Below are 15,222 nucleotides of genomic sequence, written 5' to 3'. Positions count from 1 at the left end.
GATATATGTCTTCGGGCGAGGATGCATCATGCATCCTCGCCCGAAGGGTACGTAGAGGGAGAGAACAATGGCTGGTGAACGACAGGCCCGTCTGGCTGATCGTATTCGTGTGATCATCGCCGAAAGGCTCGAGAAGGGGCTGCGGGATCCGCGCCTCGGCTTCGTCACGATCACGGATGTCCGAGTCAGTGGAGACCTGCAGCACGCCTCGGTCTTCTACACGGTGCTCGGCACCGAGGAAGAGCGGCTCTCCAGCGGGGCCGCTCTCACGTCCGCGACCGGAATGCTGCGCAGCGAGGTCGGCAAGCAGCTGAGCACGCGTCTGGTGCCCACGCTCGAGTTCATCCCTGACGCGCTTCCCGAGAACGCCGATCACATCTCCGCGCTGCTCCGCGAGGCGCAGGAGCGGGATGCTGAAGTGGCGAAGCTGGCGTCGTCGGCATCGCATGCCGGTGAGGCCGATCCGTACCTCCGTCAGGACGACGAGGACGCTCCGGCGTGATATACCAGCACGTCGGCTGATCCGGTCGAGTGCCTTGATACCCTCAGCCTGACGAGCGCATGCTCGTTCGGACTGGGGGGTTCGGAATCGACGTTCTTGGTGCGCGCATTGCGCCTTCCGTGACACCGGCTGTCATCGAGGTACTCCTCGATGATCTGCTCGCCCACGACCTCGGCTGCGCACCACATGTCGTGGTGCGGATCGTGGCTGAGGTCACTGCCGACGTGTCCAGCGTGCGCGCTGTGGCGGGTTTGCTCGGCCGACAGCAACGCCACGGTCTCCGTCCGTTGCCTTCTCCCTTGCCGATGGTCGATTCCATCGCGGCGAGGTTCCGCGACCTCGAGCTGGCACCGCGTGACCGGGACCTCCTGATCGCTGCGTCCATGCGGTTGGATGACCGCTTGGCGCCGCTGCTCGACTTCGACGGCCGTTCGGCCGACGATCTGGCCGTGTGCGGGGTGTCGGATCTCCTCGTCGTGCACGCGGGTCGTGTACGGCTGGCCGACCCGCGACTTGCGATCTGGTTGCGTGGTACCACCGTTCCGTCGGCGGCTGCGCGCGTGCACGCTCGTCTGCACGGGGTCTTCGAGGCGCGTGGGGAGCGCGTGGATGCGGACTGGCATCGTGCGCGGGCGTCGATGTTCGGGGTTCCCGAGACCGCGTCCGATCTGACTCGCATCGCCAGGGATCTCTCCGAAGCCGGTGCGAACGAGAGAGCCATGCACCTCGCGTCAGAAGCCGCAGCGCATGCGAGTGGGGTCGAACGCGATGAGGCACTCGCCGTCGCCGGTCGGTCCGCGATGGCAGCCGGCTTCGCCGTCGAGGCGGTCGACCGACTCGCCGGGTTGTTTCCCGACGGGGCCGAGCAGTACCGGCTTCAGGCACTCGGTGCGATGCTCATCGCGCAGACTCACCTGCAGGGTGCAGTTCCCCGTATCGATCTGACGTCGCTGCGTCCGCGTGGCGAGACGCGAGATGCCTGGTACCTCTGGGCGCGAGCTGCAGCATTCGCTGCGGTGCTGTGCGCCGAGCGCGGCGATCGAGAGGGGATGCGCGCCTGGATCGCCGCGCTCCGGGACGGTGCCGACAGGAGCGCATCGGTGTCGGAGCTGCGGGATCCCGTCGTGGCTCTCGCGTGGCTCATCGCTGGAGATCGGGACGTCGACGTGGAGGTCCATGGGACCGGGCCGTTGACCGGGGGGATGCTGCGTGCGCTGCACGCAGCGATGGACGGCGATGTCGATGAGGGCCTGCGCATCCTCGCCGCCGGGGAATCCGGGATCGGCGCCGAGGTCGATCCGTTCGTCGCGGGGTTCGAACGGAGTCCGCTCGTCGGCGCCTATCGGGCGATCGTCGAGGTGCTTCTGCTCATGTGGAGCGGTGACATCGGCACAGCCCGGACGAAGCTGATCCGCGCGTCCCTCGAGCTGCCGGTCGTGATTCCGTTCGCGGGGCTCGCCGCTGTCATCGCACGGCGACTCGATCTCGCGGTTCTCGGGCGCCTGGGCCCGTTCGCGCGCTCGCTGACGGTGGTGCTTCCTCCGGCGATGCGCATCGACGATCTGGTCGACCGGGGCATCGAGGCTTTCCTCGCCGGCTCGTTCGAGCAGGCGGCCACGTTCATGCGCCTCTGGCGGGATGCGGGTGCTCCGCAGACGACTCTCTCCGTGCCTGGACTCGAGGAGGCCGTGCTCGTCGGAGATCGCGCCCCTTCATCTCCACGACGAATCGAACCGCCCGGTATCTCGCTCGCCCAGGACCTCCGTGCGCGCATGCTGAGATGCTCGGACGAGGAATGGCGGTCCGAGCGTGCGGCTGTCGTCGCCGCGGCCAGGACTCTGCCCTCACCGTTCTCCCGCGGAAGGGTCGAGGCGATGATCGGCACCCGCTGTCTGATCACCGGCGACGTCGCCCGCGCCAGAGAACACCTCGAAGCTGCTCGGAGCCTGCTGGAGGTGTCGGGCGCCGAAGCATGGGCCCGAGCGGTGGGCGTCCGGCTCCTTCGGCTGCAGGCCGACGTGGTCGGCGGCTCGGCGACCGGCGACCCGCTCGCCTCATCTCGCCGCATCTGGGAGCCGATGCTGACGGCGCGCGAACTCGAGGTCACCATGCTCGCGGTGGCGGGGTCCTCGAACCGAGACATCGCAGCGTCGCTGCATGTGTCGGTGCGGACCGTCGAGGTCCATCTCGGCCGTGTGTTCGCGAAGCTCGAGGTGCGCACGCGAGTCGAACTGACGGTACTCGCGCATCGCGTGGGCCAGTACGTCTGAGACGCACGAGCCGAGACGTCACCGGGGGAGGGACAGCATGTCCCCGTCGGCCTCGGCCAGTCCATCGGCGATGAGGGAGTCGATGGCCCTGTCGCGTTGCAGGGGATCTGCCCACTCCGGGATCACGGCGTCGAGGGGAACCTGCCCGGGCGATGCGGCCCGCAGCACCCGCAGGACGGCGCCCCGCGCCTGACGGTCGGAGCCCTCGAACGCGGCCTGACGTCGCCTGGTATCGCCGGTATCGGGTCGCCCCGACGTGACCCAGGCGCAGGTGCCGACGAGCGGGCACGAGGAGCACCGCGGGTTGCGTGCTGTGCACACCGTAGCCCCCAGTTCCATCGCGGCGGCATTGAACACCGCGGATTCGGCGTCCGTCGCGGGCAGCAGCGACTCCATCAGCCCGAGGTCGCGGCGCGAGGGAGAGCCCGGATGCGCCTGACCGAGCACAGCACGAGCCAATACCCGGCGTGTGTTGGTGTCGACGACCGGGTGACGGTCGCCGTAGGAGAACACGGCCACGGCTCTCGCGGTGTAGTCCCCGATGCCGGACAACTGGAGAAGCGCATCCACGTCACGCGGGACGATGCCGCCGTGTCTGTCCATCACTTCGATCGCCGCGCGGTGCAGCCAGAGCGCGCGGCGCGGGTAGCCCAGATTCGCCCACTGCTGCACGACCTCGGCGGGAGTCGCGGAGGCGAGTGCGGCGGGCGTCGGCCAGCGATCGAGCCAGGCTTCGAGATGCGGTATCACCCTGTTCACCGGTGTCTGCTGCAGCATGAACTCGCTGACCAGAGTTCCCCACGCGCCGTATGACTCGTGGAAGACCGTGCGGCGCCAGGGCAGATCGCGTGCGGTCCGGCGGTACCAGTCGATGAGCGGCACGAGCAGTGCATCGGCGGGTCGAGTGTTCGGGAGCACGGATGCCAGCCTATGCGACCACGAACCGCACCCACGGGTACGAGAGCCCCGGTGACGGCACCGTATTCTGGACGGATGGTCTCACCCGGCATCCTGCTCGTCGACAAGCCTGCTGGACTCACCAGCCATGACGTGGTCGCTCGGACTCGGCGCGCGCTCGGCACCCGCAAGGTCGGTCACGCCGGCACCCTCGACCCGATGGCCACCGGGCTGCTCGTGATCGGCGTCGAGGGCGCGACCCGTCTTCTCACTTACGTGGTCGGGGCGGACAAGACCTACGAGGCGACGATTCGGCTGGGGCAGACCACGCACACCGATGATGCGGACGGCGAGGTCCTCGTCCACGCACTGGACGATGCCTGGAGTGCGGTGACGGCGGACAGCGTCATGGCAGGCGTGCGGGCACTCACGGGCAAGATCTCGCAGGTGCCGAGTTCCGTGTCGGCGATCAAGGTCGACGGCCGTCGCGCCTACGACCGCGTGCGCGCGGGCGAGGAAGTCGTGCTCGCGGCCCGAGAGGTCACGGTCTCGAGGTTCGAGGTGCTCGCTCAGCGAGAGGGAGCTGGATTCCTCGATCTCGATGTCGTCGTCGAATGCTCCTCGGGCACCTACATCCGATCTCTCGCCCGCGATCTCGGCGCAGATCTCGGAGTCGGCGGTCACCTCACCGCGCTCCGACGCTCGCGAGTGGGCGACTTCGACGTGGCGGACGCTGTGCGACTCGACGATCTCGAAGGCGCGACGCTGATGACCCCCGCTGCGGCAGCGGCCCGCGTTCTCGACGTGATCGATGTCTCGGCCGGGGAGGCCACCGACCTGAGGCACGGAAAGCGTCTCGTGGGCCAGGCCACGCGCCTGACTGCGGCGCTGGCGGCGGCGATCGACGAGGACGGGATCCTCGTCGGGGTCATGGAGAAGCGTGGGGCGGATCTCAAGAGCGCGATGAACATGCCGGAGACCGCGCGATGATCCTCTGGTTGACGATCACGCAGATCGCTGTGGCGGTCGCTGCGGGCCTCTTCTGCATCGTGCTCGGACTCCTCGGGCGACGACCGAGTGACTTCTCGGTCGGCGCGCTCGCCCTCGTGGAACTCCTGCTGGTCGTCCAGGTGGTGGTGGCGGTGGTCGCTCCGTTCGCCGGCAACCCGCCCACAGGCGATCTGCTCGAGTACTGGGTCTATCTCGTCTCGGCCGTCCTGCTGCCGATCGGCGCGGTGCTCTGGGCGCTCATGGAGCGCAGCAGGTGGAGCACGGTGATACTCGGGGTGGCCGCGATCGCGGTGGCCATCATGGTGTGGCGTATGCATGTCATCTGGACGGTTCAGATCGCTTGACGCCGCAGTCGCACGCATCCGGGACCACCGGGCCGCGCCTAGAATGGAGGGCGCTATGAGCACCTCCGTCTCCTCCTCTCGGATGACCGGCATCGGCCGTGTCCTCGTGATCGTCTACGCCGTCATGGCTCTTGCTGCGACCGGGCGAAGCTTCGTGCAGATCTTCCGCCAGTTCGACGAGGCGCCGCTCGCGTACTCGCTGTCGGCTCTCGCAGCCGCCGTCTATGTCCTCGCCACCCTCGCACTGGTGCTCGCCGACAGGGGCAAGTGGTACGCGATCGCATGGATCGCCATCGTCTTCGAGCTCACCGGTGTCATCGTGGTGGGCGCGCTGAGTGTGTTCTTCCCCGACCTCTTCCCGCACGACACCGTGTGGTCGATGTTCGGTCGTGGATATCTGTTCATCCCGCTCGTGCTTCCGGTGTGCGGGATCTGGTGGCTTCGGACCCACCGGCCGTCGAGCCGGTCCGCAGACTCCGAACGCGCCGAGGTGAAGGCGTGATCGTCTTCCGCGATCCGCACGAGGTTCCCGCCGGCTTCGGCCCGTCGGTGGTCGCGATCGGCAAGTTCGACGGCGTCCACGCAGGTCATCGAGCCGTGATCCGCAGACTGCGGGAGAAGGCTGCGGAAACCGGAGAACGATCCGTCGCGGTGACGTTCGATCGAAACCCGCTGGCGGTCCTGCGACCCGACCGCTGCCCCGAGAACGTCGTGACTGTCGAGCGCAAGCTCGAGCTGCTCGGCGAGCTCGAACTCGACGCCACGCTCCTGCTGACCTTCGATGAGGAACTCGCTTCTCGCACCGCCGAGGATTTCGTCGCCGACATCCTCGTCGGCGCACTGCACGTGTCGACCGTGCTGGTCGGGCAGGACTTCCGCTTCGGACGCGGCGGAGCGGGAACCCCGGCTCTGCTCCGTGAGCTCGGACCGATCCACGGCTTCGCCGTCGAGGTCGTCGACGATGTCTTCCTCGACGGGTCGGATCGCCGGGTGTCCTCCACCTGGATCCGAGAACTGCTGATGGACGGCGACGTGACGACAGCCGCCCTCGTGCTCGGCCGAAACGTCGATGTGCGCGGTGAGGTCGTGCACGGCCTCAAGCGCGGCAGGGAGCTCGGTTTTCCCACCGCGAACCTCTCGGCGTCGGTCGACTCGTTCGTTCCTGCGGACGGCGTGTATGCGGGGTGGCTGCACGATCACGCGACCGGGATCCGGCATCCGGCGGCGATCTCCGTCGGCACCAACCCCACCTTCGACGACGTCCTCGAGCGTCAGGTCGAAGCGCATGTGCTGGGCGAGACCGAGCTCGATCTGTACGGCCACGACGTCACTGTGGAGTTCGTGTCCCGGTTGCGCGGCATGGTCGCATTCGAAGGCATCGAGAAGCTCATGTCGCAGATGGCTGCCGACGTCGCCGATGCCGAGCGCGTCCTCGCATCGCGAACCGCCTGAACCGGGTGAACGTCCTCCGAACTCTCCGGGGCGGATTCAGCGCCCTCGCGGGGTGATGGCATAGTATGGGCAACGGTTGCCTTCGATCTTCGCGGTTGGTATCGCGCATCGTCGGGAACCGGAACCACTGTTCGTACGGTCCTGGCTCACGCCACACGCGGACATCGAGAACGGCCGTCGCATCACCGATGCGCTGGCCTTCACGCTCAGGAGGAGCATGCCGACCACGGCAACCGCCGCCACGAGGCGCAAGAAGACATCTCGTCGTGATGACGAGGCACCGCTGATCCCGATCCTGGCGCGCAAGGTGCGCGAGATCGAGGCCAAGTCGCAGCGCGGCAAGCTGGGCCCCACCAATCGTGTGAAGTTCCAGGTGATCGCCTTCCTCGTGCGCGAGGAGCGTGCGCGGGTCAAGGCGGACTCGGAGATCGCGGACGGTGCGCGCTCTGAACTGCTCAAGCGGCTCGACGGCGTCGCGACGATACTCGCGAAGACCGCCGCGCGCGACACCTCCCTGATTCAACTGCTCGAGGCCGACCAGGCCACCTCCCCGGTCGCGAAGCGCATGCGACGCGACTGGCTGCTCGAGTCCGGTGCGGAGCTCGCTCCCGACGAGCTGATCATCGCCGACATCGCTCCGGTGCAGATGCCGATGGTGCCGGCGGCGATCGCCGAGCGTCAGGTCACGCCGCCGTCCGTCGAGGCACGTCAGCTGGCCAATCCGTTCCTTGCACCCGACCTCACGCCTCGGGCCGCCACGACGCCTCGCCGCCGCCTCGACGGCTGGGAGCTGATGGGGCCGCTGTACAAGGCGTTCGAGACCGGTGCTGGGGGAGCAGCGGCGAGCATGGATCTGCCGCCTGCGCCCGAGTATGACCACCTCTCGCCCAAGGGGCTCGAGGTCATGGTGCACCAGTCGCGCTTCCTCGAAGCGGTCCGCGCCGGGCACCGGAGCTTCCTGCTCGCAGACGAGCCCGGTCTCGGCAAGACGGCGCAGTCCTTGCTCGCCGCGTCCGTCGCCGAGGCGTACCCGCTGCTCGTCGTCGTGCCGAACGTGGTGAAGATGAACTGGGCGCGCGAGGTCGAGCGGTGGACGCCACAGCGTCGGGCCACGGTGATCCAGGGTGACGGCACCGATATCGATGCTTTCGCCGACGTCTTCATCGTGAACTACGAGATCCTCGACCGGCACATGTCATGGTTGGCCTCCATCGGCCTTCGGGGGATGGTCGTCGATGAGGCGCACTTCATCAAGAACCTGAGCTCGCAGCGCTCCCAGAACGTGCTGACGCTCGCCTCGCGTGTGCGCGAGCGCACGCCCGGCGGCAAGCCGCTTCTGCTGGCGCTCACCGGAACGCCTCTGATCAATGACGTCGAGGATTTCGACGCCATCTGGCGATTCCTCGACTGGACCACGGGGGAGAAGCCCGGGCCGGAACTCATGGAGAAGCTTGACGCGACCGGCCTCACACCGGCCGACAAAGCCTTCTATCCCGAGGCACGCGAGGCTGTGATCTCGATGGGGATCGTGCGGCGCAAGAAGAAAGACGTCGCTGCGGATCTGCCCGACAAGCTCATCGCAGATCTCCCGGTGCAACTCGACGACGAGTTCGGGCGAAGCATCCGTCAGGCGGAGCGCGAACTCGGCGAACGCCTCGCCGCCCGCTATCGACGGATCGTCGAGGCGCGGACCTCGTCGACCGGCTCGTCTCGCGTGGCGGCGGGCGAGATCGACGACGACATCGTGCGTCTCGTGGCGCAGAATGAGCTGGAGGAGTCGAAGGCCGCGGGAACGGGCGGAGACAACGTCTTCACCATGGTGCGTCGCATCGGCCAGGCGAAGGCTCATCTCGCCGCCGACTACGCCGCGCAGCTGCAGCGTTCGGTCGGCAAGGTCGTGTTCTTCGCGAAGCACATCGACGTGATGGATCAGGCCGAGGCGCACTTCGCGTCGGCCGGCATCCGCTCGGTGTCGATCAGGGGCGACCAGACCTCGACGGCACGGCAGCAGGCCATCGACGACTTCAACGGCGTCCCCGAGGTCGGCATCGCGGTGTGCTCGCTCACCGCGGCCGGCGTCGGACTCAATCTGCAGGCGGCGTCCAACGTCGTCCTCGCGGAGCTCTCGTGGACGGCAGCCGAGCAGACCCAGGCGATCGACCGCGTGCACCGTATCGGACAGGACGAGCCCGTCACCGCGTGGCGCATCATCGCTGCGCACACCGTTGACGCGAAGATCGCTGAGCTCATCGACCAGAAGCAGGGGCTCGCGGCGCGCGCACTCGACGGCGAAGCCCTCGACGAGGTCGCCGCCGAGCCGGTGCAGCTCGGCGCGCTGATGCATCTCCTGCGGGAGGCCCTCGGAGCGGCGTGACACAGAACGGGAAATCGGCGTTAAGAACTTCGGTTCTTGACGCCGATTTTCCGTTCCCGATACTGCGTTCGTGAACTTTCATCGAATCGCCCTCGAATCATCGCAAGATCCACGGTTTTCGCCGCCTCGAATGGCGCACTCTCGGCCCGGGCGCTAGTGTCGTTCGCAGGCAGTGTCGCCTGTTCCCCCTTTCCTGACCGTCTGAGGCAAGCATGAAGATCGGCATCCTGACGAGCGGCGGCGACTGCCCCGGACTCAACGCGGTCATCCGCGGAATCGTGCTCAAGGGCACCACGACGTACGACGTCGAATTCGTGGGCATCCGCGACGGCTGGCGTGGCGTGGTCGACGGAGACTTCTTCCCGCTGACCCGACACGAGGTGAAGGGTCTGTCCAAGGTGGGCGGTACGATCCTCGGCACGAGCCGGACGAATCCGTACGAGGGTGAGCGAGGCGGAGCCGAGAACATCGCCAAGACTCTCTACGGTCACCGGATCGACGGCATCATCGCGATCGGCGGAGAGGGGACTCTGGCAGCGGCGGATCGTCTGGCGAAGGACGGCATCAACGTCATCGGCGTCCCCAAGACGATCGACAACGACCTGCGCGCCACCGACTACTCTTTCGGCTTCGACACCGCGGTGAACATCGCGACCGATGCGATGGATCGGTTGCGCACCACGGGCGACTCGCACCAGCGCTGCATGGTCGCCGAGGTCATGGGGCGCCACGTCGGATGGATCGCGCTGCACGCCGGCATGGCAGCGGGCGCGCACGCCATCCTGATCCCCGAGGTCCCCCAGACGCTCGACGAGGTCGCAGCTCTCGTCACCAGTGCCCACGATCGAGGACGCGCCCCGCTCGTCGTCGTGTCTGAGGGATTCACGCTGCAGGGTATGGAGGAGGCATACAGCGACAAGGGTCTGGATGCTTTCAACCGCCCGCGGCTCGGAGGTATCGGCGACCAGCTGGCGCCCGAGATCGAACGCATCACCGGCATCGAGACACGAGCGACCATCCTCGGCCACATCCAGCGCGGCGGATCGCCGTCGGCGTTCGACCGCGTCCTCGCGACTCGGCTGGGCCTGCACGCCGCTGACGCGATCATGGACCGTGCGTGGGGACAGATGGTCGCGATGCAGGGCACAGACATCGTGCGCGTGCCGTTCGCAGAGGCCCTCGGCGAGCTGAACACCGTGCCGCGCAGTCGCTACGACGAGGCCGCTGCGCTCTTCGGCTGAGTGCGGTTCGCGCCGGCCCGGACTCGCCGTTGCGAGCGCACGCGGAGATCCGGCGAACCGCTCGAGATGCGGACGCTTCAGTGTCGAGCATCCGTATCTCGAGCGGTCGACCGGATCTCGCGTTGCTCGTGTTCTCGGGTCCGCGAGGTCAGCGGTCGACGTGCAGGCGCTGAGCGAGGGCTGCGCGAACGATGTCGGCAACGAGGTCCGGCATGAAGAACACCTGGTGGTAATCGAACCTCAGCACGGTGTAGCCGCGCAGACGCAGACGAGCGTCGGCTTCGATGTCCCGACGGCGTGACGCCGGATCGCTGTGGTGTGCGAACCCGTCCAGCTGGACGACGAGTTTTTGGCCGATCAAAGCATCGACGCGGCGTCCGTCAAGCCGCATCTGCTGTTGCACCACCACTCCGATTGACCGCATCAGCAGGAGGAACTCGGTCTCGAGCCCCGAGTCCGAGAGGCTGGAGGCGACTCCGGCGAGTCGGCGAGCCCGTGCCCCCTGCCAAGCGACGCGCTCCAGGACCTCAGCGCCGATCAGTCGACGGTTCAGCGCTGACTCCCAGATGGCCAGTGCCACGGAGGGCTCCTGACACCGAGCGACATGATGGAGCACATTGATCAGCGGGTCGACGGTTTGACGCCGGTGGACCGGCGCCGGGCCACGAGACCAGTGCACGCGGATGTCCGTCCCTCTGGTCTTCCCCGCACCAGCCGGTACCGCCAGATGGTGCACATCATGCGCGGGCGCCCACAGACCCAGTCTGCGACCGGCGCTCACGCACGTGAGGCGTCCTCCTGCTGCGACGGCGGCGAGCAGTTCGTCGTCACCGGGCTGCAAAGAGATCCATGATCGGCGCACCCGCTGCATCCGACCTCGTGCGACCCCCGTGTCGACCGTATGCCGGCTGAACCCCGCGGCGTAGATCTCCGATGTGTGGGCAACGCCCTCGCGTAAACCGAGCCATTCGTCCAGATGCATCCGTCCACTTTGACCGGTGGCGGACCAACGCCCGGAGCGTCGCCCCACGCAGAGAGAGAAGCCTCCGTGATCGACCCCCGGTGCAGAAGAGGTGTCCGCGACTCAGATCCGGCGAACCGCCCCGGATGCGGAGGGCAGCGTGCATCGCAGCCGTGTCTCGCGCGGTTCGCCGGATCTCGCGTGGTGAGAACGCGCGAGGGTTCGCCGATCAGCTCTCCGCGAGTCCCACGGTGTCGAGAAGCCAGGCGAGCTCGAACGCGCGCTCCTTCCACGAGTTGTAGCGTCCGCTCACGCCCCCGTGTCCGGCGACCATCTCGCACTTCAAAAGCACGTCCTTCGCGCCTGCGTACCTCAATGCGGCGACCCACTTCGCGGGTTCGACATACAGAACGCGAGAGTCGTTGAGCGAGGTGACAGCGAGGATGCGCGGATACTCGACCCCGTCCCGCACATTCTCGTAGGGGGAGTACGACTTCATGTACTCGTAGACGTCGGCGCCGTGCAGCGGGTCGCCCCATTCGTCCCACTCCACGACGGTGAGGGGCAAGGACGGATCGAGGATCGTCGTGAGCGCGTCGACGAAGGGGACTCCGGCGAGGATGCCCGCGAACAGCTCGGGCGCGAGATTCGCGACGGCTCCCATGAGCAGTCCTCCGGCGCTTCCTCCTTCTGCGACGAGCATCTCGGGGCTCGTGATCCCCGCCCTGACGAGGTGCTCCCCGCAGGCGATGAAATCAGTGAAGGTGTTGCGTTTGTTGAGCAGCTTGCCGTCTTCGTACCACTGCCGACCCATCTCACCACCGCCCCGCACATGCGCGACGGCGAAGACGATGCCGCGGTCGAGCTCGGAGAGACGCGCGACGGAGAACCCGGGGTCGATCGAATGCTCGTACGACCCGTACCCGTACAGGTGCACCGGCCTGGGCGCGGAGCCGGGCGTGCCGAATGACCGTTTCCAGACGAGCGAGATCGGCACCAGGGTGCCATCGGAAGCCGTGGCCCACGCACGCTCCTGGCCGTATTCCTGCGGGTCGTATCCGCCGAGCACCGCGACCTGCTTGCGCAGCACGAGTTCGTGAGTCGCGAGGTCGAGCTCGAAGACCGTGCCGGGGGTCACGAAAGACGTGTAGCCGAGGCGCAGGAACGGCGAGTGCCACTCGGGGTTTCCGCTGACGCCCGCCGAGTACAGCGGCTCGTCGAACAGGATGTCTTCGACGGCATCCGTCGTGTAGTCGAGCATCCCGACGCGTTCGAGTCCTTCGCGACGGTATTCGATCGTCGCGAAATCGCGGAACGCGTCCATGCCCAGCAGTCGGCGTCCGGCTTCGTGCGGGAGCACGACGCGACGCTCTCCCTGAGGCTCGGATGCGCTCACCGACACGAGCTCGAAGTCGAGCGCATCCTCGTTGTGCAGGATGTAGAGGCGATCCTCGCCATCGACGACGGCATGTTCGAGGGAGTACTCGACGCCCTCCCGGCGCGGCCAGACGACCGTGGGGGCGACGGCGAGGTCTCCGGTCAGATCGACCAGATACTCCTCGCTGGTGATGCTCGAGCCGACCGCGATCACGAGATAGCGGCGGCTGCGGGTGATCCCTGCGCCGAGCCAGAACTTCTCATCGGGTTCGTGGAACAGCTTCACATCATCGGCGACGGGGGTTCCGAGGCGGTGCAGCCACAGTGTGTCCGGACGCCACGCATCGTCACGGGTCGTATACAGGATCCCGGTGCCGTCGGGCGTGAAGAACGCCCCCGCGGTGTTCGGGATCTCATCTGCGAGCGTCTCTCCGGTCGAGAGGTCGCGCACGCGCACCGTGTAGAGCTCATCGCCGTCGAAGTCGGTCGCCCAGAGCAGCTTCGTGGCGTCGTCCGAGGTGTCGAAGGCCCCGAGCGAGAAGAAGTCGTGCCCCTCCGCCTCGGCGTTGCCGTCGAGCAGGACGACCTCGCCGGGGACAGGGATGCCGGGTTCGAGCACCGGGGGAGTCCAGTCGTCTGCGGCGGCAGCGGTGCGGCAGTGGATGCCGTACTGAGAGCCCTCCTCGGTGCGGCTGTAGTACCACCAGTCTCCACGCCGTGTCGGAACCGAGAGGTCGGTCTCCTGCACGCGGCCCTTGATCTCCTCGAACAGAGTCTGCCTGAGCGCTGCCAGGTGGCCGAGCTCGGACTCGGTGTGCGCGTTCTCGGCTTCGAGGTGGGAGATCAGCTCTGCGGACTCCTTGTCGCGGAGCCATTCGTACGGATCGTCGAAGGTGTCCCCGTGATGGGTGCGCAGGGTCGAGCGGCGGTCAGCGATCGGAGCGTCAGTCACCCACCCCACGCTAGTCGAGGTCGAGTTGACCGGCACCCGACAGGGTGGGAGGATCTACCGGGGCCGGTTAACGGAAGACAAACCCACGGTGAACTCTTCGTTCATCACGTCGATCCCGTCGACACCTTCCTTTTCCTCAACGACCGAAAGCGAACGGTGGAAACCGCAGCCCTCATCGTCGTGCTGGTTATCCTGCTGGCACTCTTCTTCGACTTCACCAACGGGTTCCACGACACCGCGAACGCGATGGCCACCCCCATCGCGACCGGTGCGCTGAAGCCCAAGACCGCGGTGCTTCTCGCCGCTGTCCTGAACCTCGTCGGCGCGTTCCTCTCGACCGAGGTCTCCAAGACGGTCTCGCACGGCATCATCCGCGAGGACACCATCCAGGGGGATGCGTTCCTGCCGATGATCTTCGCGGGGCTCATCGGCGCGATCACCTGGAACATGCTGACCTGGCTGCTCGGTCTGCCGTCGAGCTCGTCGCACGCCCTGTTCGGCGGTCTCATCGGTGCCACGCTCGTCGGCGTCGGCGTCGCCGGCATCGATTTCGGCATGGTGCTCTCGAAGATCATCCTCCCTGCTCTGATCGCTCCGCTGACCGCCGGCATCATCGCCTTCGCGGCCACCAAGCTCGCGTACTCGATCACACGCCGCTACGACGGCAAGCCGGACGGACGCGACGGCTTCCGTTGGGGCCAGATCTTCACGTCATCCCTGGTCGCACTCGCACACGGCACGAACGACGCGCAGAAGACGATGGGAGTCATCACCCTGGCGCTCATCACGGTCGGCTGGCAGAACAGCGAGCAGGCCGACCCCTATCTCTGGGTGATCATCGCCTGTGCCGTGACCATCGCGCTCGGGACCTATCTCGGCGGATGGCGGATCATCCGCACACTCGGCAAGGGGCTGACCGAGGTCAAGCCCGCGCAGGGCTTCTCGGCAGAGAGCTCGACGGCCGCGACCATCCTGGCTTCCAGCGCGTTCGGTTTCGCGCTCTCCACCACGCAGGTGGCATCGGGTTCGGTGATCGGCTCCGGCCTCGGCCGCCGCGGATCGACCGTCCGCTGGCGCACCGCCGGTCGCATCGCGATCGGGTGGCTGCTGACGCTTCCCGCGGCCGGTGCCGTCGGTGCATTCGCCGCACTGCTCATCACCTGGCTCGGCCTGTGGGGGATCGCGATCGATGCCGTGCTCGCACTCGCCGTGATCATCGGTCTGTTCCTGCGTTCGCGGAAGGACGCGGTGACCTCCGCGAACGCCATGAGCGACGTCGCCGAGTCCGGTCTGGCGGTCGACTTGCCCGACAGCCCGCCGCCCACGCGTCGGCAGCAGCGAGTCGCGCAGGCGAAGGCGCGTGCCAAGGCAGGGGCTGAGGCGAAGTCAGCTGCGAAGTCGGGCGGAAAGACGACCGGTGTCGGAACGAGGCCGACGGACGACGATCCGATCGATGCCCCGACTGAGGCGGACGACACGAAGAGCGAGGAGTCGAAGTGAGCGTCGACATCGACTGGAGCGCGTTCGTCCTGGTCTTCTTCGCCGCGCTGCTCGGAGCATGCGCCGTCGTGGCGTTCTACGCGTTCGGCCTCCGGCTCCTGGTCCGCAGCGGTCATGCGCCCGTGGTGAGTCCTGCCGAGTTCACCGACGCCATCACCGTGATCACGGAGAAAGAGCTCAAGCGGGCAGCCAAGCAGGCAGCGAAGGCCGCGCGCAAGAGCCCTCTCACCGACGCGCAGAAGCGGGTCTCGCTGTTCGGCGCCTATGCCTGTTTCGCGCTCTGCGCGGTGGCGGTGGTGGTGGGCATCCTCATCATCGTGGTCGGTCACTGAGCAGCGTCG

The 15,222-nt window shown here is 67.2% G+C and carries 13 protein-coding genes; 10 read left to right on the top strand and 3 right to left on the bottom strand.

The window, feature by feature from the left end:
• Nucleotides 1–67 precede the first annotated feature (67 nt).
• Entirely contained in the window at nt 68–502 is a 435-nt protein-coding gene (rbfA, locus tag ACZZZN_RS08245; RefSeq protein WP_463504677.1) for a 30S ribosome-binding factor RbfA, read from the top strand.
• Nucleotides 503–621: 119 nt separating this feature from the next.
• Nucleotides 622–2,772 (top strand): LuxR C-terminal-related transcriptional regulator, encoded by a 2,151-nt coding sequence (locus ACZZZN_RS08240; RefSeq protein WP_463504676.1) that lies wholly within the window; start codon nt 622–624, stop codon nt 2,770–2,772.
• 18 nt (nt 2,773–2,790) lie between these two features.
• Here the strand turns inward: ACZZZN_RS08240 and ACZZZN_RS08235 are convergent, their stop codons facing one another.
• The gene (locus tag ACZZZN_RS08235) at nt 2,791–3,690 is read right to left on the bottom strand and encodes an HhH-GPD family protein (RefSeq protein ID WP_463504675.1); all 900 of its coding nucleotides are present in this window, start codon (nt 3,688–3,690) and stop codon (nt 2,791–2,793) included.
• A gap of 75 nt (nt 3,691–3,765) precedes the next feature.
• Between ACZZZN_RS08235 and truB the strand changes: the two genes are divergently transcribed.
• The 6 genes from truB to ACZZZN_RS08205 all read left to right on the top strand — a co-directional run bounded on the left by truB (nt 3,766) and on the right by ACZZZN_RS08205 (nt 10,091).
• Nucleotides 3,766–4,659, top strand: coding sequence for a tRNA pseudouridine(55) synthase TruB (truB, locus tag ACZZZN_RS08230; RefSeq protein WP_463504674.1), 894 nt, complete (start codon nt 3,766–3,768; stop codon nt 4,657–4,659).
• Entirely contained in the window at nt 4,656–5,024 is a 369-nt protein-coding gene (locus ACZZZN_RS08225) for a hypothetical protein (protein ID WP_463504673.1), read from the top strand. The genes truB and ACZZZN_RS08225 overlap by 4 nt, the downstream gene beginning before the upstream one ends.
• Nucleotides 5,025–5,106: 82 nt before the next feature.
• Nucleotides 5,107–5,526: a hypothetical protein gene (locus tag ACZZZN_RS08220; RefSeq protein ID WP_463506568.1), complete on the top strand. Its 420-nt coding sequence runs from the start codon at nt 5,107–5,109 to the stop codon at nt 5,524–5,526.
• Entirely contained in the window at nt 5,523–6,476 is a 954-nt protein-coding gene (locus ACZZZN_RS08215; RefSeq protein WP_463504672.1) for a bifunctional riboflavin kinase/FAD synthetase, read from the top strand. The genes ACZZZN_RS08220 and ACZZZN_RS08215 overlap by 4 nt, the downstream gene beginning before the upstream one ends.
• A 217-nt stretch (nt 6,477–6,693) precedes the next feature.
• Complete coding sequence (locus ACZZZN_RS08210; protein ID WP_463504671.1) at nt 6,694–8,850, top strand: DEAD/DEAH box helicase; 2,157 nt, start codon at nt 6,694–6,696, stop codon at nt 8,848–8,850.
• Nucleotides 8,851–9,062: 212 nt separating this feature from the next.
• Nucleotides 9,063–10,091, top strand: a complete 1,029-nt coding sequence (locus tag ACZZZN_RS08205; RefSeq protein ID WP_463504670.1) for an ATP-dependent 6-phosphofructokinase — start codon at nt 9,063–9,065, stop codon at nt 10,089–10,091.
• Between the two features lie 148 nt (nt 10,092–10,239).
• Here the strand turns inward: ACZZZN_RS08205 and ACZZZN_RS08200 are convergent, their stop codons facing one another.
• The gene (locus tag ACZZZN_RS08200) at nt 10,240–10,671 is read right to left on the bottom strand and encodes an endonuclease domain-containing protein (protein WP_463504669.1); all 432 of its coding nucleotides are present in this window, start codon (nt 10,669–10,671) and stop codon (nt 10,240–10,242) included.
• 610 nt (nt 10,672–11,281) lie between these two features.
• Entirely contained in the window at nt 11,282–13,381 is a 2,100-nt protein-coding gene (locus ACZZZN_RS08195) for a S9 family peptidase (RefSeq protein ID WP_463504668.1), read from the bottom strand.
• Nucleotides 13,382–13,537: 156 nt separating this feature from the next.
• On the opposite strand from ACZZZN_RS08195, the gene ACZZZN_RS08190 reads away from it, so the two are divergent.
• Together ACZZZN_RS08190 and ACZZZN_RS08185 are read left to right on the top strand one after the other, a co-directional pair.
• Nucleotides 13,538–14,881 (top strand): anion permease, encoded by a 1,344-nt coding sequence (locus ACZZZN_RS08190; protein WP_463504667.1) that lies wholly within the window; start codon nt 13,538–13,540, stop codon nt 14,879–14,881.
• Nucleotides 14,878–15,213: a peptidase gene (locus ACZZZN_RS08185; protein ID WP_463504666.1), complete on the top strand. Its 336-nt coding sequence runs from the start codon at nt 14,878–14,880 to the stop codon at nt 15,211–15,213. Before ACZZZN_RS08190 ends, ACZZZN_RS08185 begins: the two co-directional genes overlap by 4 nt.
• Nucleotides 15,214–15,222: the final 9 nt, after the last annotated feature.

It is taken from the genome of Microbacterium sp. AC145 (assembly GCF_979258505.1).
Note: the sequence above shows the minus strand (reverse complement) of the source record. Positions and strands in the feature narration are given on the sequence as shown.